The 21,344-nt window shown below is 71.7% G+C and carries 17 protein-coding genes and 1 pseudogene; 8 read left to right on the top strand and 10 right to left on the bottom strand.

The window, feature by feature from the left end; genetic code table 11:
* Positions 1 to 13 precede the first annotated feature (13 nt).
* Positions 14 to 547: an HNH endonuclease gene (locus tag V6U89_RS14680; protein WP_334571568.1), complete on the bottom strand. Its 534-nt coding sequence runs from the start codon at positions 545 to 547 to the stop codon at positions 14 to 16.
* Positions 548 to 1,675: 1,128 nt separating this feature from the next.
* Here V6U89_RS14680 and V6U89_RS14675 point away from each other — a divergent pair.
* The gene (locus V6U89_RS14675) at positions 1,676 to 2,059 is read left to right on the top strand and encodes an ATP-binding protein (protein WP_334571567.1); all 384 of its coding nucleotides are present in this window, start codon (positions 1,676 to 1,678) and stop codon (positions 2,057 to 2,059) included.
* Between the two features lie 219 nt (positions 2,060 to 2,278).
* On the opposite strand, the gene V6U89_RS14670 is transcribed toward V6U89_RS14675, so the two are convergent.
* Positions 2,279 to 2,587, bottom strand: a complete 309-nt coding sequence (locus tag V6U89_RS14670) for a zinc finger domain-containing protein (protein WP_334571566.1) — start codon at positions 2,585 to 2,587, stop codon at positions 2,279 to 2,281.
* A 617-nt stretch (positions 2,588 to 3,204) separates the two neighbouring features.
* Here V6U89_RS14670 and V6U89_RS14665 point away from each other — a divergent pair.
* Positions 3,205 to 3,933: a hypothetical protein gene (locus V6U89_RS14665; protein WP_334571565.1), complete on the top strand. Its 729-nt coding sequence runs from the start codon at positions 3,205 to 3,207 to the stop codon at positions 3,931 to 3,933.
* Positions 3,934 to 4,038: 105 nt separating this feature from the next.
* Positions 4,039 to 4,884 carry an SMI1/KNR4 family protein gene (locus tag V6U89_RS14660; protein ID WP_334571564.1) on the top strand — a complete coding sequence of 282 codons (846 nt, stop codon included), beginning with the start codon at positions 4,039 to 4,041 and terminating at the stop codon, positions 4,882 to 4,884.
* A 354-nt stretch (positions 4,885 to 5,238) separates the two neighbouring features.
* On the opposite strand, the pseudogene V6U89_RS14655 reads toward V6U89_RS14660, so the two are convergent.
* Positions 5,239 to 6,375, bottom strand: a pseudogene (locus V6U89_RS14655) (IS701 family transposase).
* A 255-nt stretch (positions 6,376 to 6,630) separates the two neighbouring features.
* Here V6U89_RS14655 and V6U89_RS14650 point away from each other — a divergent pair.
* From V6U89_RS14650 to V6U89_RS14640, 3 genes are all read left to right on the top strand, one after another.
* Positions 6,631 to 7,806, top strand: a complete 1,176-nt coding sequence (locus V6U89_RS14650) for a mechanosensitive ion channel family protein (RefSeq protein WP_442933924.1) — start codon at positions 6,631 to 6,633, stop codon at positions 7,804 to 7,806.
* Between the two features lie 248 nt (positions 7,807 to 8,054).
* Positions 8,055 to 9,443 (top strand): MFS transporter, encoded by a 1,389-nt coding sequence (locus V6U89_RS14645; RefSeq protein WP_334571561.1) that lies wholly within the window; start codon positions 8,055 to 8,057, stop codon positions 9,441 to 9,443.
* 63 nt (positions 9,444 to 9,506) lie between these two features.
* Positions 9,507 to 9,935 (top strand): globin, encoded by a 429-nt coding sequence (locus V6U89_RS14640; protein ID WP_334571560.1) that lies wholly within the window; start codon positions 9,507 to 9,509, stop codon positions 9,933 to 9,935.
* A 46-nt stretch (positions 9,936 to 9,981) separates the two neighbouring features.
* On the opposite strand, the gene V6U89_RS14635 is transcribed toward V6U89_RS14640, so the two are convergent.
* The 4 genes from V6U89_RS14635 to ettA all read right to left on the bottom strand — a co-directional run bounded on the left by V6U89_RS14635 (position 9,982) and on the right by ettA (position 13,512).
* Positions 9,982 to 10,569, bottom strand: coding sequence for a YbjN domain-containing protein (locus V6U89_RS14635; RefSeq protein ID WP_334571559.1), 588 nt, complete (start codon positions 10,567 to 10,569; stop codon positions 9,982 to 9,984).
* A gap of 131 nt (positions 10,570 to 10,700) precedes the next feature.
* Positions 10,701 to 11,390 carry a hypothetical protein gene (locus V6U89_RS14630; protein ID WP_334571557.1) on the bottom strand — a complete coding sequence of 230 codons (690 nt, stop codon included), beginning with the start codon at positions 11,388 to 11,390 and terminating at the stop codon, positions 10,701 to 10,703.
* Positions 11,387 to 11,833: an acyl-CoA thioesterase gene (locus tag V6U89_RS14625; RefSeq protein WP_210775988.1), complete on the bottom strand. Its 447-nt coding sequence runs from the start codon at positions 11,831 to 11,833 to the stop codon at positions 11,387 to 11,389. The genes V6U89_RS14630 and V6U89_RS14625 overlap by 4 nt, the downstream gene beginning before the upstream one ends.
* Positions 11,834 to 11,835: 2 nt before the next feature.
* On the bottom strand, positions 11,836 to 13,512 hold the full coding sequence (gene ettA, locus V6U89_RS14620) for an energy-dependent translational throttle protein EttA (RefSeq protein WP_334571555.1): 1,677 nt from the start codon (positions 13,510 to 13,512) through the stop codon (positions 11,836 to 11,838).
* Between the two features lie 363 nt (positions 13,513 to 13,875).
* Here ettA and V6U89_RS14615 point away from each other — a divergent pair, with 363 nt between their 5' ends.
* Positions 13,876 to 15,276, top strand: a complete 1,401-nt coding sequence (locus V6U89_RS14615) for an alpha,alpha-trehalose-phosphate synthase (UDP-forming) (RefSeq protein WP_334571554.1) — start codon at positions 13,876 to 13,878, stop codon at positions 15,274 to 15,276.
* 38 nt (positions 15,277 to 15,314) lie between these two features.
* Entirely contained in the window at positions 15,315 to 17,876 is a 2,562-nt protein-coding gene (gene otsB / locus V6U89_RS14610; protein WP_442933926.1) for a trehalose-phosphatase, read from the top strand.
* A gap of 76 nt (positions 17,877 to 17,952) precedes the next feature.
* Here the strand turns inward: otsB and cobA are convergent, their stop codons facing one another.
* Genes cobA through cobC form a run of 3 tightly spaced genes read right to left on the bottom strand, consistent with a single transcriptional unit; the run spans position 17,953 to position 21,340 of the window.
* Positions 17,953 to 19,179, bottom strand: a complete 1,227-nt coding sequence (cobA, locus tag V6U89_RS14605; RefSeq protein ID WP_334571551.1) for a uroporphyrinogen-III C-methyltransferase — start codon at positions 19,177 to 19,179, stop codon at positions 17,953 to 17,955.
* Positions 19,176 to 20,255, bottom strand: coding sequence for a nicotinate-nucleotide--dimethylbenzimidazole phosphoribosyltransferase (gene cobT / locus V6U89_RS14600; protein ID WP_334571617.1), 1,080 nt, complete (start codon positions 20,253 to 20,255; stop codon positions 19,176 to 19,178). Before cobT ends, cobA begins: the two co-directional genes overlap by 4 nt.
* The gene (gene cobC / locus V6U89_RS14595; protein ID WP_334571549.1) at positions 20,255 to 21,340 is read right to left on the bottom strand and encodes an Rv2231c family pyridoxal phosphate-dependent protein CobC; all 1,086 of its coding nucleotides are present in this window, start codon (positions 21,338 to 21,340) and stop codon (positions 20,255 to 20,257) included. The genes cobT and cobC overlap by 1 nt, the downstream gene beginning before the upstream one ends.
* Between the last annotated feature and the right edge of the window lie 4 nt (positions 21,341 to 21,344).

The raw sequence follows: 21,344 nt of genomic DNA, 5'->3' as shown, positions 1-21,344 counted from the left end.
GCCGGCGCCCCGCTCAGGCGGCCTCGGGCTCGCGCAGGTCGAGCCAGTCCGCCCAGCGCGGGTCGGGTGCCCGGTGACCCAGCACCCGCCAGGCGGTGCCCTTGGGGGCGGCGGGCAGGGAGTGCAGCCGCCAGCCCAGCTCGGCCGGGGTCTTGTCGCCCTTGGTGTGGTTGCACCGGGCACAGGCGGCGACCACGTTCTCCCAGGCGTGCCGGCCACCCCGGCTGCGCGGGAAGACGTGGTCGATGGTCTCCGCAGGCCCCCGGCAGTAGGCGCAGCGCCAGCCGTCCCGGGCGAAGATCGCGCGCCGGGACAGCCCCACGTGGGTGCGGTAGGGCACCCGGACGAAGCGGGTCAGCCGGACCACGGAGGGCACCGGGAGGGCGTCGCGGGCGCTGTGCAGGACGCCGTCGCCGTCGGCGACGCAGATCGCCTTGGCGGAGAGCACGAGGATGGCGGCGCGACGCACCGACACGACACACAGCGGCTCGTAGGTGGCGTTGAGAACCAGCGCGCCGGAGCCCACCGTGGGTCGTATGTCAGGCATCGTGCTCACCCTCCCGGTCCAGCTGCCCACCGCTGGCCACGCCGGCCGCGCCCCGCGCAGCGGGGAACCACGACCGACGCCGGCGGGATCACCGACGTCCGTTGCGCCCATCGTCCCTGATAAGACCCGGGATTGCACGTACTAATCCCTCAACTGGTGTGAGGATCATCCGCATCCGGGCGGATCGCCGTCCTGGCCTGGGCGAACTCTTCCGTTGCCTGACAGCGGTTGACAGCCCTTGTCGGCCTCAGTTGTGCCGGATCTGTGCCCGATGATCTTGTTCCGGCTAGGACTGCCGCTGTGTCGACGGTTGTAGCCGGCCAGGAATCCGCCACCGCAACCGCTCGATACGACTGGTCTTCGTGGCTTGCTTACCTCCGGCTTCCCTCCCGGTTCCCGACATTCGGACCGGCTGTAACGGGATCTGCCGTGGCGTCGCCTTCAGTGGAGACCGGCGTTGCCGAGCCGGTCCCCGGCCGGGGCGGCGCACCCTTCCCCAAGGTCACCACATCCGCCCCGGCCACCTTGGGAGTGTCAGGCTGTCGAAACCGGGCAGGTAGGGATGTAACGCCCGGCGACAGGGCAACGCCCGTCAATAGTGAAAGGTCGGGTGCGCGGCCTTCATGACCGGGCGGGGCCACGGCCGACCCCCCCGCAGCCCCGCCCGGTCCCAACCCCGAGCAATGTGAGCCGTCGGAGGCCATCCATGACCGCTGAGTCGACTGACCGCACTCCGTCGCAGGTGTGGCCGGCCCGCCGCCAGGTCGCGCTAGCACCTCCGGCCTGGAACCAGCCAACGCAGCCTCTCCCGCAGCAAGGCGAGCGCCCCCGCGAGTGGTGGCCATTCGTGGTGTTCGCTGGGTCCATCCTTCTGGTCGGGTTCGTCGCCACCTTGGTAACCGTGCTGGCCCAGTGACCCCGAATCGGTTCCTGACCATCGTCCGGAAGGTGGGCGACCGGAGATCGATGTGGTCGCAAGATTGGGTCGATGCAACCCTGGTGATCGCTGGCCTTCCGGCCTGCTCGACGCGCTTGCTGGTGTTGACCTGAGCTGCGGGTTTCCTGGCTGGCTCAACCGGGTAGGGTGACTCGGCCGTCCGTCCCGCCACTGAAACAGGACCTCCGGCCATGAGCCCGTTGACCGCCCAGCTTGACCTTCCCCCTGGTGTTCATGCGCCCGCTACGGCGCGCCGAACCCTCATTGCTGTTCTGGTCGGCTGGGGATTCCGCGACGAGGTCTGGCTCGAGCAAGTGGCGCTGATCGTCAGCGAGCTGGTCACGAATGCGGTGCGCCACGGCGGCGGCTGCCTCTCCCTCGCCGCAGAAGCCCACGACGGGCGGGTCCTCCTGTCCGTGGCCGACGGCTCGTCCGTCGTGCCCCGCGAACGCATCCCGGACGAGAGCGGGGGGCGCGGGCTGGCCGTGATCGAGGCTCTGTCGGCGCGGTGGGGCGTGCGCCACCATCAGGGCGGCAAACAGGTTTGGGTAGAGCTGACACCATACCGGGGTTGACTGCCACCGCATCGGGAAGTAGGGCTGTCGGCATTGCGCCAACCATCTGGAGCGCCTCAGCACCCCCACGGCACGCGAGGCTCCCTCCGATGGTGGTCACCGTGGTTCGGTTTGATGTCGTCAGGTGCCGTGCTTCGCCGCTGTGCCGAGTTGAGCGGGTCCCTCGGGCCAGTCGACCTTGGCCGCCCTCGGTTTCGCGGCCATTAATGATCTTGTGGGCTATGGCTTGCCGATCTCCTCTCGGAGCCTCCGCGCACGCTCGGTCCGCTCCGGATGAAGATGATCCGGCAGCGGTTGGCCCGGCACGTTGATACAACGCTGGCCGGGCATCGCGTCGCACGTGGGGCACCGCACGAACTCCCCGGTATCCGGTATCGGGATCCCGACAGCCATGGCCGCCTGACCCACCACTTGGATCGCCTGAAACAGATTCTTGTTGCCCGTGGTGGTTGCGACGTTGGCCACACAGCGCATGCCGTCCCAGAACTGGGCGGCGGCCTGCTCGGGGCTCAGTCTCTGGTACTCCACGGGCGCTTCTCCCCGCTGACGGGCCAGACAAACCTTGCGGCGGCTCTCGGCTCTCTGGCCCTAAGCCATCCCGTCGGCCTTCGTCCGCACTCCGTGGAGTGGGTGGGGCCTGCCCGGTCAAGGTGGAGCACACCACTGTCTGAACGACCTTGACCGGGCAGGCCCTGCCCGCTCGGCTCCGCCCGGACGGAGGTTGTCGGGATGGCGCCACCATCCCGGAGTGCCCGAGCGCCCCGCCGGAGGCACGCCCTGGTCGCAACCCTCAACACCAAAGCCCCGGATCTGCCAGCAGCAATGGCGGTCCGGGGCTTCGTCGTATGTCGCGCCGCCGGCGGGCTAGCACCGACGCGCTGGCGGCCGAAGGCCAGAGGCGCGGCGGCGGGCTTTCGGCCCGGCCCAGGTTCGGCGGCGCGAGCGGCCGGCAGCGCCGGCCGCACTTGATCTCGTACAGAAAGTCCTCACAGACGCCGATCACCGATCACCGACCTGTTGTCGTGTCCCGGCTGATGCTTTACACCTGCGTCCCACCAGATGCTTGACATGATCGACGCTTCGTTGTTCAGCGTCGACCGATCGGCTAACCAGTCCTACAGCCGCCGGCTCGTATGGTCACGGCCATGATCGGCAAGGTTTCGGATGCCATGGTGCAGCACCGGCGCGTCGTCTTGATGCTTGGTCTACTGGTGGCGGGCGTGAACGTCGCGGCTGTTGGGTTCGTGCCTACCTTGGGGCAGCGCCTGTTCTTCCCGCTGCTCTTCCTTACCTTGGCGGTCCTGGTCCTGGCGCTCATCACTATGGGGATCCGTCCGGCCTACTTCGTCGTGCAGCCGCAGATTCCGGCCTTCGCCACACCCGCGCCAGCGTGGAAGGTGTTCATTGCTCTGGGCTTCCTCGCGCCTGCATCGGCCAGCATCGGCGCAGTGGTGCGTTCGACCAGGGCAGGCATTGTGTCGACGTTCGACGTGGTTGCCAATATCCCCTGGTTTGTGCTGATCGCGCTGTTGCTGGTTGAGGCGTGGCGGGGTTACGGGGTACAGCTCCATCCTTACGGGATACGGCAGCGTTGGGCTCTCGGCTCACTCACTGTGCCGTGGGAGGCCCTACCGGCCGCTCAGATCCCCCCAGGTGTCGACCGCCCCTCGCGGCTCCGAATGGCGATCGCGGAACCCCAGCTGGTGCGGCGACGCGGTATTCCGTGGAGCCGGAAGGCCCTGCGCACCGACAACATCGACGCTGGGTTTCTCGCCGCTGCAATCCGGCACTACGTCTGTCACCCGGAACACCGGGTCGCGATCGGCAGCCAGGACGAGTACCAACGGCTTCTCGCCGAGTTGCCCGACCGGTGACACGACGCTCTGGCTCGTTAGCTACCCGTTGTGAGCGTGGGCGGGGCGGATAGGGGTAACGCGAGAGTCCAGGCGGCCAGCGCTTCGACGCTAGGCTGATCATCCGTGGCAACCATCGATGACTTGGCTGAGCTTGTCCCGCCGCCGTCAGCGCCGGTCCATGCGCAGGGCGATTGGGCAGCAGCGGAGGCAAAGCTCGGCTTCACCCTGCCCACCGACTACCGTTCGCTGGTCTTCACCTACGGCCTGGGCCAGTTCGGTGACGTCACCCTGTTCACGCCCTTCGCCGGAGCGACCTGGCCATACGTCGACCTGGTGTGGCAGGCCGGCGAACCCCTCGACGGGTATCGGGATTTCCGCAGCGACTTTCCGGAAGCGTTTCCCTACCCGCTGTACCCAGAGCCCGGCGGCCTGCTCCAATGGGCCGTTACCGGGAACGGCGTGATGTTGTGCTGGCTGACCCAGGGTGCTCCGGACACATGGCCGGTCGTCGTTTTCGACTTCGGCGATCACTGCGAGCGGTACGACGCCGGCGCGGTCGACCTGCTCTACGGTCACCTGCCTGGGCGTCGCCCCATCCCAGGCCTCGGTAAGACACACGCCATCCCCTGGTTCGACGCCGCCCGCGAACGTGACCACGTCTACGTGCGCTTGTCCGACAGCGACCGCCCGTACGAAGAACGCCTGCGGGTCCTCCGCACTGCCCTCACCCCCACGGCGGACCGCGGCAACTTCACGAGCGAACACGGGCGCCAGGACCACTTCAAGGCCGTCGACCGCGACTGGCTAGTGACCTACGAAACCGCGTACGGCCACCAGATCCGCGTCGGGTTCCCACCGGACGACGCTGCCACGGCCCGCGCCGTCATCACCGCCGTCGCACAGGAGATGGGCTGCACTGTTCTAGCGACAACCACCCACAACGGCACACCAACCTGGATTGGCTCCTGACCCTTCAAGACACGCACATGCCGGTGACCGTGTGCCTCTGACGGACCGTCGAGTCCCGCCCGGTCAAGTAGTAACTCCGTGTAACAGCGACGACCGATCATGCGGGAAGCCGTCACGCGTCAAGTGGAGCCCGACAGCAGGGGCAGACACAGGGCACGGAGGGTCAGACACCAGCTAGTACTGCAACGGCAGTTGGGCAGGGGTAGCCGCGTCGTCGGTAGTGGCAGGTCCGTGCTTGGTGTTGGCGTCGTCGGCGCCATCGTGACCAGGCCCAGACGCCCTCTGGTGAGTGAGTTGATCGCACTACGAGTGCGGTGAGCAGTCTTCGGATCTCCGGTACCGTGTAGCCGATCATCATGTCGTCGCCGGTGCTGGATCCCCTTTTGTGGTAAGGGATCGGGCCACGGACAGCCAGGCGTGGGCGGCCATGGACAGGGTGATGTGGGCGTACCAGGCTCGCCAGTCACGGACCTGGTATTCGTCTAGGCCGGCTTCGTTCTTGGCCTGCTGGAAGCACTCCTCGATCGCCCAGCGGGCGCCGGCGATGCGGGCCAGGTCGACCAGGCGGGTGCGGCGGGGCCCGTAGCAGACGTAGTAGGCGATCTCGCCGGTGGTGATGCTGCGCCGGGCCAGCAGCCAGTGCCCGCGACCGGGCTGCCAGCCGATGCGCACGGGCACCCGCGCCCACCAGTACTCGCGGGGTCCGTGGGCGCCGGCGCCGGCGGACAGCCGGCACCACGCTCGGGCAGGCAGAGCGGCGATGAGTTGGTCGGCGCGGGCGATGCCCATCGTGGTGGTGATCATGTCGTCGTTGCGGCGGGTCGCGACCACATAAGCCACATCCCGGTGTTCCAACCACAGCCGCAGCGACTTCGACTGCCCGTAGGCCTCGTCCATGGCCACCCACCCGACCGGCACCCCGCTATCGAGGGCACGGGCGAGCATGGTGCGGGCCATCTGCACCTTCGTGGAGAACTCGGCCTCGTCCGGGATCCCGGCGGCCCGGCACCGGTCTCGGTCATCGGTCCACGACGTCGGAAGGTAGAGCTGCCGGTCGATCAACGCGTGGCCCTTCGGCGAGCGGTAGGCGAGGAACACCCCGACCTGGCAGTTCTCGGTCCGTCCTGCGGTGCCGGAGTACTGCCGTTGCACCCCGGCCGACCGCGTGCCCTTCTTCAGGAAGCCCGCGTCGTCGACGATCAGTACACCGGCCGGATCGCCGAGGTGCTCGACCACGTAGTCCCGCACATCGTCACGGACCGCCTCGACGTCCCAGTCTGCCCACCGCAACAACCGCTACATCCCGTCCGGCGACACATCCCCGGCCTGCTCCGCCAAGGTCCAGCCGTTCTTGCGCCCCAGGCCCGACACCAGCCCCCACAGGTACTGCCGCACCCGCCGCCGCGGCTCCGACCGACGAAATCGAGGCCCGATCCGCGCGTGCAACCGGTCCAACTCCGCATGCCACCGGCCAACATCAACATCCGTCACAGGCAGACCAACGAACGCGAGTCGAACTCGATTCGCCTACTGCGTTGCAGTACTAGTCGGCAAGATCCTCCGCCCCACCGCCACCGACCAGCCGGGTAGCTCGCCCGACCAACATCCCCGCTAGGTTGTGCCCTGCTTGTGCCCGATGATCTTGTCTAGGCGTTTTCCCAGCTAAATACCGCTCTACGCCCTTCTATCAGGGATTCCACGTACTAATCCGGGCTCCCTCGTGAAGCTTTTTCGGCGCGTGTGAAGATGTCCGGTTCGCGGGCCGCCGTCCCGGCGGCAAGGAGCGACCGACGGTGGGTCGGCGGCGGGCCGCCGACGGTGTTGCGGTACGAAGGCAGGGTGAGTGCCAGCAGCCTGACCTTCCCCGTCGCCGCCCCGACCCCCGACCCCACACCCTCGGCCGAATGCGTCCAGGACACCTGGTGCAAGGGCGTCCTGGACGTGACCGGCTCGGTCTGGTTCGCCGAGGGCAGCTACTGGATCCTGCTCAAGCCGCTGCGGGTCGCGCTGATCCTGCTGCTGGCGTTCGCCGCCCGCTGGGCGTTGCACCGGACGATCAACCGGCTGGTCCGGACCACCACCGTCGGCGCGGTGCCGACCATGCTCCGGCCGCTGCGCGAGCGCATCCCGTCGGCCACGCTCGATCCCACCGAGTTCATCCCCGAGCGGCGCCGCCAGCGCGCCGAGGCGATCGGCTCGGTGCTGCGCAGCCTGGTGACCGCGTTCGTCTTCGGCATCGCGCTGCTGATGGTGCTCAAGGAGTTCAGCTTCGACCTGGCTCCGCTGCTGGCCAGCGCGGGCATCGCCGGCGTCGCGCTGGGCTTCGGCGCGCAGAGCCTGGTCAAGGACCTGATCGCGGGTCTGTTCATGCTCATCGAGGACCAGTACGGCGTCGGTGACACGGTCGACCTGGGTGAGGCGACCGGTGTGGTGGAGTCGGTGGGGCTGCGGGTGACCACCGTCCGCGACGGTCGCGGGGTGCTCTGGTACATCCGCAACGGCGAGATCATCCGGGTGGGCAACAAGAGCCAGGGCTGGGCCCTGGTGGTGGTGGACCTGCCGATCGGCTTCGCCGGCACCGAGGAGGCGACCGCTGTGCTGCGTACGGCGGCGGCCTCGGTCGCGCTGGACCCGGAGCTGGCCCCGGAGATCGTCGAGGCGCCCGAGGTGCTGGGCGTCGAGCAGATGACCGTGGACGGCGCGGTGATCCGGACGGTGGTCAAGACGACCGCGGACGGGCAGTTCGCGGTGGGCCGGGAGCTGCGTCGCCGGCTGGCCGAGGCGCTGGAGAACTCCGGCATCACCGCGAAGATGGCGGCCGCCCGGCTCTACCCGGGGCTGCCGCAGACCGGTGGGATCGGCCCGGCCGGGGCGCCCGGGACGGTGGGCACCCCGGGCACCGGTCAGGGTGGCGCCACCTGACCCTGCCGGGCAGAACGGGATCCGGAGTCCGAAATCTGGGGGTCGCGGACCGTGCGGCCCCTCGGGTATCGTCCGTTCGTTCAGTCGGAGATGCGACGACCAATCCGTTCGCCCTAGCCAGTTGTCAGACGATCGGGCAGAATCCGGTGCACGCGCTCCCGCCGGAGCGTGATCATGTCCTCGCTGATCCGTAGATCTGACGACGGGGTCCCCGTCAGGCCGTCACGAGTGGCCGTACGCGGGGCACGATGGAGGCGACGGTGTCCGACGAGCGACCCTCTCCGGACGGGCCGGCCACATTCCGGGAGGTGTTCGGCCAGTCCGAGTACCGGGCGATCTTCGTGGCCACCGTGTTCTCCTGGGTGGGCGACTACGTGGCCAAGGCCGCGGTCACCGTCCTGGTCTACCGGCAGAGCGAGTCGATCGCCCTCTCCGCCGCCGCGTTCGCGGTCAGCTACCTGCCCTGGCTGGTCGGCGGGCCGCTGCTCGCCGCGCTCGCCGAGCGCTACCGCTACCGGCAGGTCATGGTCGTCTGCGACCTGATCCGGATGGCGCTGATGGCGCTGATCGCCGTGCCGGGCGTGCCGGTGTGGGTGATCCTGGCCCTGCTCTTCGCCACCACGCTCGCCAACCCGCCCAGCCAGGCCGCCCGGTCCGCGCTCATGCCGGCCATCCTCACCGGGGACCGGCTGGTCCTCGGCCTGTCGCTGAACGCCAGCGCGGGCCAGGCGGCCCAGGTGGTCGGATACCTCCTCGGTGCCGCGTTGGCCGCGGTGAATCCGGCCCTCGCGCTGCTGATCAACGCGGCCACCTTCGCCGGGTCCGCCGTGCTGACCCGCTTCGGCGTCCGGGACCGGGACCCGGCGATGACCGCCGCGCACCGCAGCCACCTGTTGCGCGAGACGGGGCAGGGCTTCCAGATCGTCTTCGGCACCCCGGTCCTGCGGGCCATCGCCGTGCTGGTCTTCAGCGCCATGCTCTTCTCGATCGTCCCCGAGGGGCTGGCGGCGGCCTGGGCCGGCGAGCGCTCCGGCGACGGGCTGGACAGCGGCGTCGCGCAGGCCGTCATCATGGCCGCCAACCCGGTCGGGTTCATCCTGGGCGGGCTGGTGGTGGGGCGGGCGGTCGCGCCGGCCCGCCGGCTCGCCCTGATGCGGCCGCTGGCGGTGATCGCCCCGCTGGTCCTGGTGCCCACCCTCCTCGACCCGCCACCGGTGGTGGTGGCCCTGCTCGCGGCCGCCTGCGGCTTCGCCGCCGCCGGCCTGCTGCCGACCGCCAACGGGCTCTTCGTCCGCGCCCTGCCCAACGGCTACCGGGCCCGCGCCTTCGGCGTGATGGCCACCGGCATGCAGGTGATCCAGGGCTCCTCGGTGCTGGTCACCGGGCTGCTCGCCGACCACTTCTCCATCCCGCTGGTGGTCGGCCTGTGGAGCGCCGCCGGCGTGGTGCTGATGCTGGTGACGGCCCTGCGCTGGCCGGACGGCGAGACCATCGACGCGGCGGTCGCGGCGGCCGACCGGGCCAACCGGGACGACGCCGCCGCCCGGGACGGCGCGCACGGGCCCGGTGGCCGGCCGCGCGCCGGACGGGCGACGGACGGCCACTCCGGGGGCCGGCGCAGCCATGCTGTGACGTGATCGGCAGCCCTGCCGGCCGGTACGCGGCGGCCGGTGCGCCGGGGCACCTGGCAGGATGGAACGGTGAATTCCGCAGCTGAGTCCGACCGGCCCGGTGCGCCGACGACCCTCTTCGAAGCGGTCGGCGGCGAGCCCACCTTCCGCAAGCTGGTCGACGAGTTCTATCTCGGCGTCGCCACCGACCCGCTGCTGCGCCCGATGTACCCGGAGGAGGACCTCGGGCCGGCCGCCGACCGGCTGACGCTGTTCCTCATGCAGTACTGGGGTGGCCCCAACACCTACTCGGCGCAGCGGGGGCACCCGCGGCTGCGGATGCGGCACGCGCCGTTCCGGATCGGCGCGGCCGAGCGGGACGCCTGGCTGCACCACATGCGGCGGGCGGTCGACCGGCTGGACCTGCCGCCGGAGGTCGCCAAGGCGCTCTGGGACTACCTGGAGCGCGCCGCGTACTTCATGGTCAACGTGATGGAGGAGCCGGCCGGGGACGCCTGACGGCCCGGCGGTCGCGACCGGCCGGCGCCGGCCCCGCCCGTCGGGCTCAGAGCAGGGCGCCCTCGTCGTGCAGCCAGTCCACGAAGGTGGTCGCCACGGCCGCCCCGCAGTCGAGCATCTCGACCAGGAGCGCGTCGTGGGTGCCCGCACCCAGCGGCACCTGCAACTCGGCGTAGATCGGCAGCTGGCCCCGCTCGGTGGGGTCGCCGATGTACGCCTTGCAGAACCGGCGGGTGTGGTTCCACTCGTTGACCACCCGGTAGGCCCGGTCCGCCCAGTCCGGCGGGACCGTCGCGTGTGGACGGGCCCGCATCACCAGGATCTCGTCCTCGGGGCCCTCCAGGGTGACCAGCACCGCGTGCCGCTCCCACATGGCCAGCAGGTTCCCGTCGCCGTCGGCCAGATACCGCACGTCGAGCAGGTCGAGGGCCTCACAGACCCGGCGCAGGGTGACCGGCTCCACACTGACCGGCATGTCCGTGATCACCGGCCGGTCGGCGGCCTTGCAGTCGTCCCCCGGCTGCCGGGGGGACGGTGGTCCGACCCGGACGGTGCTGTCCACTGTGATCCCGGTTCGAGTTTCCGGGTCGCCGCCGCCAGCGGCGGGACCAGGGCGCCATGACCACCACGGCATCGCTCGCGCACCTCACTCCCCAGCGGATCCGGACGCCTACGGTGCGTTGGATCCGAGGATGGACGGTACCCGGACAGCCGGGTTGAAGCACCCCCCCAACGACAGCCCCAGGCCAGAAGAATGACCACGGGTCATCCGTTCGGATGATCCTTCACCGGTCGGATGGCGAGCTCCGAAACCTTGCGCGACCATGCCGCTCCGAACGGTCCCACCAGACCGATCCAGCGGCCCGCGACGCGTACCTGGACCTCGCTGGGGGCGTCGACGGGCCCGAGGAACCCCATCCGGACCACACCCTGGACCAGGCGCTGGGTCACCTCGACCGGTTCGCCCGGCGGCTCGTCCGGGGTGATGACCACCGCCACATGGTCGAGCAGCGCGTCGCGCAGCACCCGCTGGCCCACCGCCCGGCCGCCCACGCCCTCGGTGGCCGCGGTGCGCAGGGTGCCCGCCGCCGCCTCGGCGATCCGCCGCAGCTCGCCGGCGGGCACCGCCTCCACCCGGCGGCTCGCCGCCGGCGGCAGCGGCCAGCGCCACTGGTCGTCCCGCCGGCGCGGCAGCGCCCCGCCGGCGGACTCCAGCTCGGCCAGCAGGTCGGCGGCGGCGACCGTGACGTCACCCGGGCCGGCGCCGGCCACCGTCCGGACCACCAGCACGTCCCAGGGCAGCCGGGCCCAGAGCGCCGTACGCCCGGCCCCGTCGACCGGGCGGAGCCGGACCACGGTGGCCGGGTCGAAGCGGACCAGCCGGGCCAGGAAGGCCCCCGCGTCGGGAACCCCGTCCAGCCCGTGCCCCGGCGTCACGACGCGCGCGCCACTCACGCCGCCCCGCCCGAGGGGGCGTACGCCAGCAGGAAGGCCCGCTCGTCCTCGGTGATCCGGCGGGGCCGCTTGGCCACCAAATCGAACGGCACCAGCACCGACCGGGCGGTGCTGGCCAGCACGTCGCCGTCGTACAGCTCGTAGGCGACGGTGAACCGGGAGGCGCGGATCTCCTCCACCCAGAGTTCGATCCGGACGGTCGGGGCGGCCTCCGCCGTGGCCCGGCCCAGCGCGTAGTCGACCGGGCGCAGGTAGTCGACCTCGTGCCGGCGGATGACCACTCCGTCGGCGAACGAGCCCACCCCCCACGCCCGGCCGCCGGCGAACATCAACGCCACCCGCGCCTCCTCGTAGAGGGTGAGGAAGCGCGAGTTGTTGACGTGCCCGTACGCGTCCAGGTCGGACCAGCGCAGCGTGCAGTCGTAGACGAAGCGGTCCGCCATGCTCAGTCGCGGGTGAGCTTGCGGTAGGTCACCCGGTGCGGGCGGGCCGCCTCGGCACCGAGCCGGTCGACCTTGTTCTTCTCGTACGCGTCGAAGTTGCCCTCGAACCAGAACCACTTGGACGGGTTCTCGTCGTCGCCCTCCCAGGCCAGGATGTGCGTGGCGACCCGGTCCAGGAACATCCGGTCGTGGGAGATGACCACGGCGCAGCCAGGGAACTCCAGCAGCGCGTTCTCCAGGCTGGAGAGGGTTTCCACGTCCAGGTCGTTGGTCGGCTCGTCGAGCAGGATGACATTGCCGCCGATCTTCAGGGTCAGCGCCAGGTTGAGCCGGTTCCGCTCGCCGCCGGAGAGCACCTTGGTCGGCTTCTGCTGGTCCGGCCCCTTGAAGCCGAACGCGGCGATGTACGCCCGCGACGGCATCTCGACCTTGCCCACCATGAGGTGGTCCAGCCCGTCGGAGACGACCTCCCAGACGGTCTTGTCGCCGTCGAGGCCCTGCCGGGCCTGGTCGACGTAGGAGAGCGAGACGGTGGGGCCGACCCGGACCTCGCCACCGGTCGGCTGCTCCAGCCCGACGATGGTCTTGAACAGGGTGGTCTTGCCGACACCGTTCGGGCCGATGATGCCGACGATGCCGTTGCGCGGCAGTGAGAACGACAGGTTGTCGATCAGCAGCCGGTCGCCGAAGCCCTTGCTCAGGTCGTTCGCCTCGATGACCGTGCTGCCCAGGCGCGGGCCCGGCGGGATCTGGATCTCCTCGAAGTCCAGCTTCCGGGTCTTCTCCGCCTCGGCGGCCATCTCGTCGTACCGGTCGAGTCGGGCCTTGGACTTGGTCTGCCGCGCCTTGGCGTTGGAGCGGACCCACTCCAGCTCATCGGAGAGGCGCTTCTTCATCTTGGCGTCGCGGCGGCCCTCGACGGCCAGGCGGGCGGCCTTCTTCTCCAGGTAGGTGGAGTAGTTGCCCTCGTACGGGTAGGCCCGACCGCGGTCCAGCTCGAGGATCCAGTTGGCCACGTTGTCCAGGAAGTACCGGTCGTGGGTGATCGCGATGACGGTGCCGGCGTACTTGGCCAGGTGCTGCTCCAGCCACTGCACGCTCTCCGCGTCCAGGTGGTTGGTGGGCTCGTCGAGCAGCAGCAGGTCGGGGGCCTCCAGCAGCAGCTTGCACAGCGCGACCCGGCGGCGCTCACCACCGGAGAGCTGGGTGACGTCGGCGTCCGGCGGCGGGCAGCGCAGCGCGTCCATGGCCAGTTCGAGCTTGGAGTCGATGTCCCAGGCGTCGGCGTGGTCCAGCTCCTCCTGGAGCTTGCCCATCTCCTCCATCAGCTCGTCGGAGTAGTCCGTGGCCATCTGCTCGGCGATGGAGTTGAACCGCTCCAGCTTGGCCTTGGTCTCGGCCACCGCCTCCTCGACGTTGCCGAGGACGGTCTTGCTGTCGTTGAGCGGGGGCTCCTGGGCGAGCATGCCGACGGTGTAGCCGGGCATCAGCCGGGCCTCGCCGTTGCTCGGCCGGTCCCAGCCTGCCATGATCTTGAGAAGGCTGGACTTACCGGCGCCGTTCGGGCCGACCACACCGATCTTGGCCCCCGGCAGGAAGTTCAGCGTCACGTTGTCGAGCACGACCTTGTCGCCGTGCGCCTTGCGCGCCTTTTCCAGGACGTAGATGAACTGGGCCACGGTGCGGGCTACCTCCGTCGGTTGCTGTCGCCGATTGGCGGGCACGGCACGGGCTGCGTCCGCCGCCCGCCGCCGCCGGCCGGGAGCCGGCCGCGCGCACGCCGTTGTCAATCCTGACAGGTACGGCGCGCCGCGCCCACATCACCCCGCCCGAGCAGTACGCCGCGGCTCGCTCCCCCGGGCTTTCCGGCGAGCCCGAGGACCGCCCGATCGCCGCCCTCCGCCCGAGGCTGTCGCCATGATCACGGGTACGGTTCAGCGGGCGTGGGACGGGTAGGTGACTCCGGCACGGGGCACCAGACGCCGCAGCTAGGCTCAGACTCTCATCGCGGTGGACCCGTCAGTACCCGGAGGTGGCCGATCGTGACCGTCCGTAGCTCCTTTGTCGTGGTGGCGAACCGATTGCCGGTCGACGAGGTGAGCACACCCGAGGGACGGCAGTGGCGACGCAGCCCGGGCGGGCTGGTGACGGCCCTGCACCCCGTCCTCGCCGAGCACCAGGGCACCTGGGTCGGCTGGGCCGGCGGTACCGGCGCGGCTCCGGAGCCGTTCGACCTGGAGGGCATCCGGCTGCACCCGGTGCCGCTGAGCGCCGAGGAGCTGGAGCGCTACTACGAGGGCCAGTCCAACGCCACCATCTGGCCGCTCTACCACGACGCGGTCGAGACCCCGGCGTACAAGCGCCGGTGGCGCGAGGCGTACCGCCTGGTCAACGCCCGGTTCGCGGAGGCCGCGGCGGACGTGGCGGCCGAGGGCGCCACGGTCTGGATCCAGGACTACCAGCTCCAACTGGTCCCGGCGATGCTCCGCGAGCTGCGGCCGGACCTGCGGATCGGCTTCTTCCTGCACATCCCGTTCCCGCCGATCGAGCTGTTCATGCAGATGCCGTTCCGCACCGAGATCCTGCGCGGGCTGCTCGGCGCCGACCTGGTCGGGTTCCAGCAGCGGCTGGCCGCGCAGAACTTCGTCCGGCTGGCCCGGCACCTGCTCGGCCTGCGCTACGAGGGGCAGATGATCCAGGTGGACGGCCGGCAGGTGAAGGCCGGCGCCTTCCCCATCTCGATCGACACCCAGGAGATGGAGCGGATGGCCGCCGACGCGGCTATCCAGGCCCGGGCCAAGCAGATCCGCGAGGAGCTGGGCAACCCGAAGACGATCATCCTGGGCGTCGACCGGCTCGACTACACCAAGGGCATCGAACTTCGCCTGAAGGCCTTCCGGGAACTCCTCGCTGACGGAAAGCTGACAGTGCCGGATGCGGTTATGGTGCAGGTCGCGACGCCCAGCCGCGAGCGGGTGGAGCACTACCAGGCACTTCGCGTCAAGGTGGAGCGCGAGGTTGGTCGGATTAATGGCGAATTCGGACGGGTGGGTGTGCCGGCGGTGCATTATCTGCATCAGTCGTACAGTCGCTCCGAACTGGCCGCGATGTACGTCGCGGCCGACGTGATGATGGTTACCCCCCTGCGAGACGGAATGAATCTGGTGGCCAAGGAGTACGTGGCATCGCGCGCCGACCAGGGCGGCGCGCTCGTGCTCAGCGAGTTCGCCGGCGCGGCCACCGAGCTGCGCCAGGCATTCCTGTGCAACCCGCACGACCCGGACGCGGTCAAGGACGCCCTGCTGCGGGCCGTACACGTGGAGAAGCCGGAGGCCCGTCGACGCATGCGGATCATGCAACGTCATCTGCGCACCCACGACGTGGGGCACTGGGCGAAATCGTTCCTCACCGAGCTCGGCACGTCCGGGGTGGAGGCCGCGTGAACGTCCCCACCGACATCGTGACCCCGCCCGCGGGGACGATGGACCCCGAGCTGCGCGCGGCCATCGGGCGGATCGCCCGGGTCCCCCAGCTCCTGGTCGCCTGCGACTACGACGGCACGCTCGCGCCGATCGTCGAGGACCCGAGCAAGGCCGTGCCGCTGCCGGAGTCGGTCGCCGCGGTCCGGGCGCTCGCCGCGCTGCCGCAGACCACCGTCGCGGTGGTCTCCGGTCGGGCGCTGCGCGACCTGGCCGCGCTCTCCCGGCTGCCCAGCGAGGTCCACCTGGTCGGCAGCCACGGCTCCGAGTTCGACATCGGCTTCGTCGAGCGGCTCACTCCCGAGCTGATCGCCGTCCGCACCCGGCTGCGCGACGCGCTGCGCGAGATCGCCGCGGCCCACCCGGGCGTACGGCTGGAGCGCAAGCCGGCCAGCGTCGCCGTGCACACGCGTGGGGTCGACCCGCAGATCGCGGCGGCCGCCATCGAGGCGGTCCGCAACGGCCCGGCGACGTGGGACGACGTCACGGTCACCCAGGGCAAGGAGGTCATCGAGCTGTCGGTGGTCGCCACCCACAAGGGCACCGCGGTCGACCAGCTGCGCACCCAGCTCTCGGCCAGCGCCGTGCTCTTCATCGGCGACGACGTCACCGACGAGAACGCCTTCGGCAACCTGCACGGCCCGGACGTCGGCATCAAGATCGGCCCGGGTGACACCCAGGCCGGCTACCGGGTCGCCGAGCCGATCGAGGCGGCTCGGGCGCTCGGGCTGCTGCTGGAGACCCGGCGGCACTGGCTCTTCGGCGAGCGGGCCGTCCCGATCGAGCGGCACTCGATGCTCTCCAACGGCCGGACGGTCGCCCTGCTCACGCCCGAGGCCAAGGTCAGCTGGCTCTGCCACCCGAAGCCGGACTCGGCGGCGATCTTCGCCGACCTGGTCGGCGGCAGCCCGGCCGGTCACTTCAGCATCGTCCCGGAGCGCGGCGGCATCCCGCTGGGGCAGCGCTACCGCAGCGGCACCATGACCGTGGAGACCCGCTGGTCGGGCCTGACGGTCACCGACTGGCTCGACCTGCCGGCCCGGGAGACCACCCCCGACGGCTCGGCGATCATCACCGGCGACTCGACCCTGGTCCGGGTGCTGACCGGCTCCGGCAAGGCCCGCATCGACTTCGCCCCGCGCCCGGAGTTCGGCCAGGTCGCCGTCCAGCTCCAACCGCTCGACGACGGCCTGCTGGTGCTCGGCTCCAACGAGCCGGCCGCGCTCTACGCCCCGGGTGTGACCTGGGAGGTCAGAAGCGACGGAGTGAACGAGAGCGCGGAGGCGATGGTCGACCTCTCCGCCGCCGGCGGCCAGGTCGTGCTGGAGCTGCGCTTCGGCACGCACAGCCTGGAGCACCACGTCGTCCCGATCCACGAGCGGCAGGCCAGGGCCGAGCAGCCGTGGAAGGACTGGGTGGCCTCGCTGCGGCTGCCCACCACCGCCCGCGACCTGGTCGCCCGCAGCGCGCTCACGCTGCGCGGCCTCTGCCACGAGGCGACCGGCTCGATCCTGGCCGCGGCGACCACCTCGCTGCCGGAGGAGCTGGGCGGGGTCCGCAACTGGGACTACCGCTACTGCTGGCTGCGTGACGCGGCACTGACCGCCCGCGCGCTGGTCGACCTGGGTTCCCTCGAGGAGGCCGAGGCGCTGCTGCGCTGGGTGGACGGCTGCATCGAGCGCACCGGCGGCCACCCGGAGCGGCTGCACCCGCTCTACACCATCGACGGCTACGAGCTGGGCGCCGAGGCGGTCATCGACACCCTCCCCGGGTACGCCGGCTCCCGGCCGGTCCGGGTGGGCAACCTCGCCAACCACCAGCTCCAGCTGGACGTCTTCGGCCCGATCGCGGACCTGATCGCCGCCGTGGCCGACGCCCGGGGCTCGGTCCGCGAGGACGAGTGGCGGGTGCTGGAGAACATGGTCGAGGCGGTCCGCCGCCGCTGGCACGAGCCCGACCACGGCATCTGGGAGGCCCGCCTCCCCCCACGGCACCACATCTTCTCCAAGGTGATGTGCTGGATGACCGTCGACCGCGCGCTGCACATCGTGCGCCAGCACGGCGGCGAGGACCGGCCGGAGTGGGTGGAGCTGCGCGACCGGATCGGCGCCAACGTGCTGGAGAACGGCTGGCACGAGGCGGTCGAGGCGTACAGCGTCGCGTACGGCGACGAGGACATGGACGCCTCCTCGCTCTGGATCGGCCTGTCCGGGCTGCTGCCGGGCGACGACCCGCGCTTCCTCTCCACCGTGCTCCGGATCGAGGCGGACCTGCGCAGCGGGCCGGTCGTCTACCGGTACCACTGGGACGACGGCCTGCCCGGCCGGGAGGGCGGCTTCCACATCTGCACGGCGTGGCTGATCGAGGCGTACCTGCGCACCGGCCGCCGCACCGACGCCGAGGAGCTGTTCATGCAGATGATCGACACGGCGGGCCCGACCGGGCTGCTCCCCGAGCAGTACGACCCGCTCGCCGAGCGCGGCCTGGGCAACCACCCGCAGGCCTACAGCCACCTCGGCCTGATCCGCTGCGCGCTGCTGCTGGACAACATGCTCAAGCAGTGACCTGACCAGCGACGACGGCGGCCGGAGAGACACCTCTCCGGCCGCCGTCGCACGTCGCGGCCCGCCCCGGGAGCGGTCAGATGTCGAGCGTGCCCACCACGTCGCCGATCACCACGATGGCGGGCGGCCGCAGGCCTGCTGCCACCACGTCCGCCGCCACCGCGCCGAGCGTCGAGCGCAGCGTCCGCTGGGCGCCGGTGGTGCCCTCCTGGATCACGGCGACCGGGGTGGCCGGGTCCTTGCCGTGCGCGGTGAGCGTCGCGGTGATCGCGGCGAGGTTCTTCAGTCCCATCAGGACGACCAGGGTGCCGCGCAGCCCGGCCAGGGCCGGCCAGCGCACCAGCGAGTCCGGCGAGTCCGGCGCGACGTGCCCGGAGACGACGGTGAACTCGTGCGCCACCGCCCGGTGGGTGACCGGGACGCCGGCCACCGCCGGCACGGCGATCGCGCTGGTCACGCCCGGCACGACGGTCACCGGTACGCCCGCCTCGGCACAGGCCAGCAGCTCCTCGCCGCCCCGGCCGAAGACGTACGGGTCGCCGCCCTTGAGCCGGACCACGACCTTCCCGGCCAGGGCCCGGTCCACCAGGATCCGGTTGATCTCCTCCTGGGCGCGGGACGGGCCGTACGGGATCTTGGAGGCGTCCACCAGCTCGACGTCGGGACGCAGCTCGTCCAGGAGCAGCCCGGGCACCAGCCGGTCGGCGACCACCACGTCGGCCTCGGTGAGCAGCCGCCAGCCCTTGACGGTGATCAGCTCCGGATCGCCCGGTCCGGCACCCACCAGCGCCACCCGACCGGGTGCGGCCGCGCCCGGCGTCGTGACCCGCCCGGCGGCGGCCAGACCGGTGCGCACGTTCAGCAGGTCGCGCACCGCGTCCCGGACGCTCATCGCGCGACGCGGGTCGCCACCGCCGAACACCGCCACGGTGACCGGGCCGTGCCGGGTCACCGCCGGCGTCCACGCGGTGGCCGCGGAGCGGTCGTCGGCGCGTACGCAGAAGATCCGGCGTTCGGCGGCGGCGGCGCTGACCGACGCGGCGGCGAGCGGGTCGTCGACGGCGACCTGGACCAGCCAGGCGCCGTCCAGGTCGGCCGGGACGAACCGGCGCGGCGCCCAGTGCAGCCGCCCGGCGTCGACGTGGGCCTGCAGCGCGGGGGTCAGCTCCGGCGAGACGAGGAAGACGTCCGCCCCGGCGTCCAGCAGCGCGGGCACCCGCCGGGTGGCCACCGCTCCCCCGCCCACCACGACCACCCGCCGGCCGGCGAGCCGCAGGCCGAGGGGGTAGGGGTTCGCGATCACTTCTCGGAGACCCCCGCCGAGTCGAAGGTGGCGACCTCGTGCAGCACCCGGACCGCGCCGGTGACCACCAGCAGCGCCAGCAGCGCGCCGGTGCCCTCACCGAGGCGCAGGCCGAGGTCGATCAGCGGGTCCAGGCCGAGGTGGCGCAGCGCCACGGTGGCCCCCGGCTCGGCGGAGCGGTGCCCGGCGACCATCGCGCCGACCGCGTTCGGGGCCAGGGCCGCCGCGACCAGCGCGGCGCTGGCCGCGATGACCCCGTCCAGCAGCACCGGGACGCGGCGGGCGGCGGCGCCGAGGATCAGGCCGGCCAGCGCCGCGTGCTCCAGGCCGCCGACGGCGGCCAGCACGCCGAGCGGGTCGGCCGGGTCGGGCCGGTGCCGGTCCAGGGCGCTCCGCACCACGCCGACCTTGCGCCGGTACGTCTCGTCGTCCACCCCGGTGCCGCGCCCGGTGGCCTCGGCCGGGTCGGTGCCGGTGAGCGCGGCGATCAGCGCCGCCGACGGGGTGGTGTTGCCGATGCCCATGTCGCCGGTGAGCAGGATGCCCGCTCCGGCGTCGACCAGGTCGCCCGCGATCCGGATGCCGGTCTCCAGCGCCGCGCGGGCCTCGTCGCGGGTGAGCGCCGCGGTGACGGTCATGTCCCGGGTGCCCCGGCGGACGTTCGCGGCGACCAGGCGGGGTCCGGCCGCCGGGTCGTCGGTGGCGTCCGGGTCGACCGGGAGCGGGGTGGCCACGCCGACGTCGACCACGGTGACCGAGGCGCCGGCCTGGCGGGCGAACGCGTTGACCACCGCGCCGCCGGCCAGGAAGTTGGCGATCATCTGGGCGGTGACCTCCTGCGGCCAGGGGGTCACCCCCTGGGCGTGCACGCCGTGGTCACCGGCGAAGATCGCCACCGCCGCCGGCTCGGGCAGCGGTGGCGGGCAGGCGCCGGCCAGCCCGGCGAGGCGTACGGAGAGTTCCTCCAGGGCGCCGAGGGAACCGGCGGGCTTGGTCAGCCGGGCCTGGAGGTCGCGCGCGGCGGCCATCGCCGGCTCGTCGAGCGGCCCGATCGCCGCGATGGTGGTCTCCAGCATCATGCCTCCAGGATCTCGGCGAGTACCTCGGTGAACGCGTCGGTGGTCGCCGGGTCGCGGACCGCCACCCGCAGCCAGTCCGGCCCCAGACCGGGGAAGGTGTCCCCGCGTCGCACGGCCCAGCCGCGCTCGCGCAGGGATTCCCGCACCCGGTCGGCGCCGGCCAGGTGCAGCAGGACGAAGGCGCTGGCCGGGCGGCCCGCGACGCGTACCCCGGGCAGGGCCGACAGGCGGGCGACCAGGTGGTCGCGGTCGGCGGCGAGTCGCGCGGCGATCTCGCGCTCGGCCGCGACGGCGGTGGGCGACGCGCAGGCGGTGGCGGCGGCCAGCGCCGGGGTGGAGACGGCCCAGAGCGGCTGGACGGCGGCCAGCCGGTCCAGCAGCGCGGCCTCGCCGAGCAGGTAGCCGATCCGCAGGCCGGCCAGCCCCCAGGTCTTGGTGAGGCTGCGCACCACCACCAGGCCGGGCAGGTCACGCCGGCCCGCCAGCGACTCCGGCTCGCCGGCCACGCCGGGGGCTCCGGTGGTGTCGGCGAACGCCTCGTCGACGACCAGCACCCGGCCCGGACGGGCCAGAGCGGCCAGGTCGGCGGCGGGGTGCAGCACCGAGGTGGGGTTGGTCGGGTTGCCGATCATGACCAGGTCGGCGTCGGCGGGCACCCGCGCCGGATCGAGGCGGAAGCCGTCGGCCGGGTCGAGCAGCAGCCGTTCCACCTGGTGCCCGGCGGCGCGCAGCGCGGCCTCCGGCTCGGTGAACTGCGGGTGCACCACCACCGGCCGGCGCACCCCGGCCAGCGCGCGGGCCAGCAGCACGAAGCCCTCGGCGGCGCCGGCGGTGAGCAGCACCTCCGCCGGGGGACGCCCGTGCCGGGCGGCGACGGCCGCCCGGGCCGGCCCCGGGTCCGGGTACGCGGCCAACTCGGCCAGCGAGGCGGTCAGCGGGTCGGCCAGCCAGTCCGGCATGGTGTCCCGGCGGACATTGACGGCCAGGTCGACCAGGCCCGGGGTTGCCTCGGCGTCCCCGTGGTGCCCCAGGTCCGGTTCGTTCCCGGTGCCCGACGGCACCTCGATCAGCTGACCATGCATGTCC

It is taken from the genome of Micromonospora sp. CPCC 206171, from assembly GCF_036906755.1.
GTDB lineage: Bacteria > Actinomycetota > Actinomycetes > Mycobacteriales > Micromonosporaceae > Micromonospora > Micromonospora purpureochromogenes.
Note: the sequence above shows the minus strand (reverse complement) of the source record. Positions and strands in the feature narration are given on the sequence as shown.

Coding starts and splice junctions, on each gene's coding strand:
- cobT (WP_334571617.1), bottom strand. CDS start 20,255: ATGCTGGAGACCACCATCGCGGCGATCGGGCCGCTCGACGAGCCGGCG.
- V6U89_RS14625 (WP_210775988.1), bottom strand. CDS start 11,833: ATGGCGGACCGCTTCGTCTACGACTGCACGCTGCGCTGGTCCGACCTG.
- V6U89_RS14650 (WP_442933924.1), top strand. CDS start 6,631: ATGTCCGGTTCGCGGGCCGCCGTCCCGGCGGCAAGGAGCGACCGACGG.
- V6U89_RS14635 (WP_334571559.1), bottom strand. CDS start 10,569: ATGCCGTGGTGGTCATGGCGCCCTGGTCCCGCCGCTGGCGGCGGCGAC.
- cobC (WP_334571549.1), bottom strand. CDS start 21,340: ATGCATGGTCAGCTGATCGAGGTGCCGTCGGGCACCGGGAACGAACCG.
- V6U89_RS14645 (WP_334571561.1), top strand. CDS start 8,055: ATGGAGGCGACGGTGTCCGACGAGCGACCCTCTCCGGACGGGCCGGCC.
- V6U89_RS14680 (WP_334571568.1), bottom strand. CDS start 547: ATGCCTGACATACGACCCACGGTGGGCTCCGGCGCGCTGGTTCTCAAC.
- V6U89_RS14665 (WP_334571565.1), top strand. CDS start 3,205: ATGATCGGCAAGGTTTCGGATGCCATGGTGCAGCACCGGCGCGTCGTC.
- V6U89_RS14675 (WP_334571567.1), top strand. CDS start 1,676: ATGAGCCCGTTGACCGCCCAGCTTGACCTTCCCCCTGGTGTTCATGCG.
- otsB (WP_442933926.1), top strand. CDS start 15,315: ATGGACCCCGAGCTGCGCGCGGCCATCGGGCGGATCGCCCGGGTCCCC.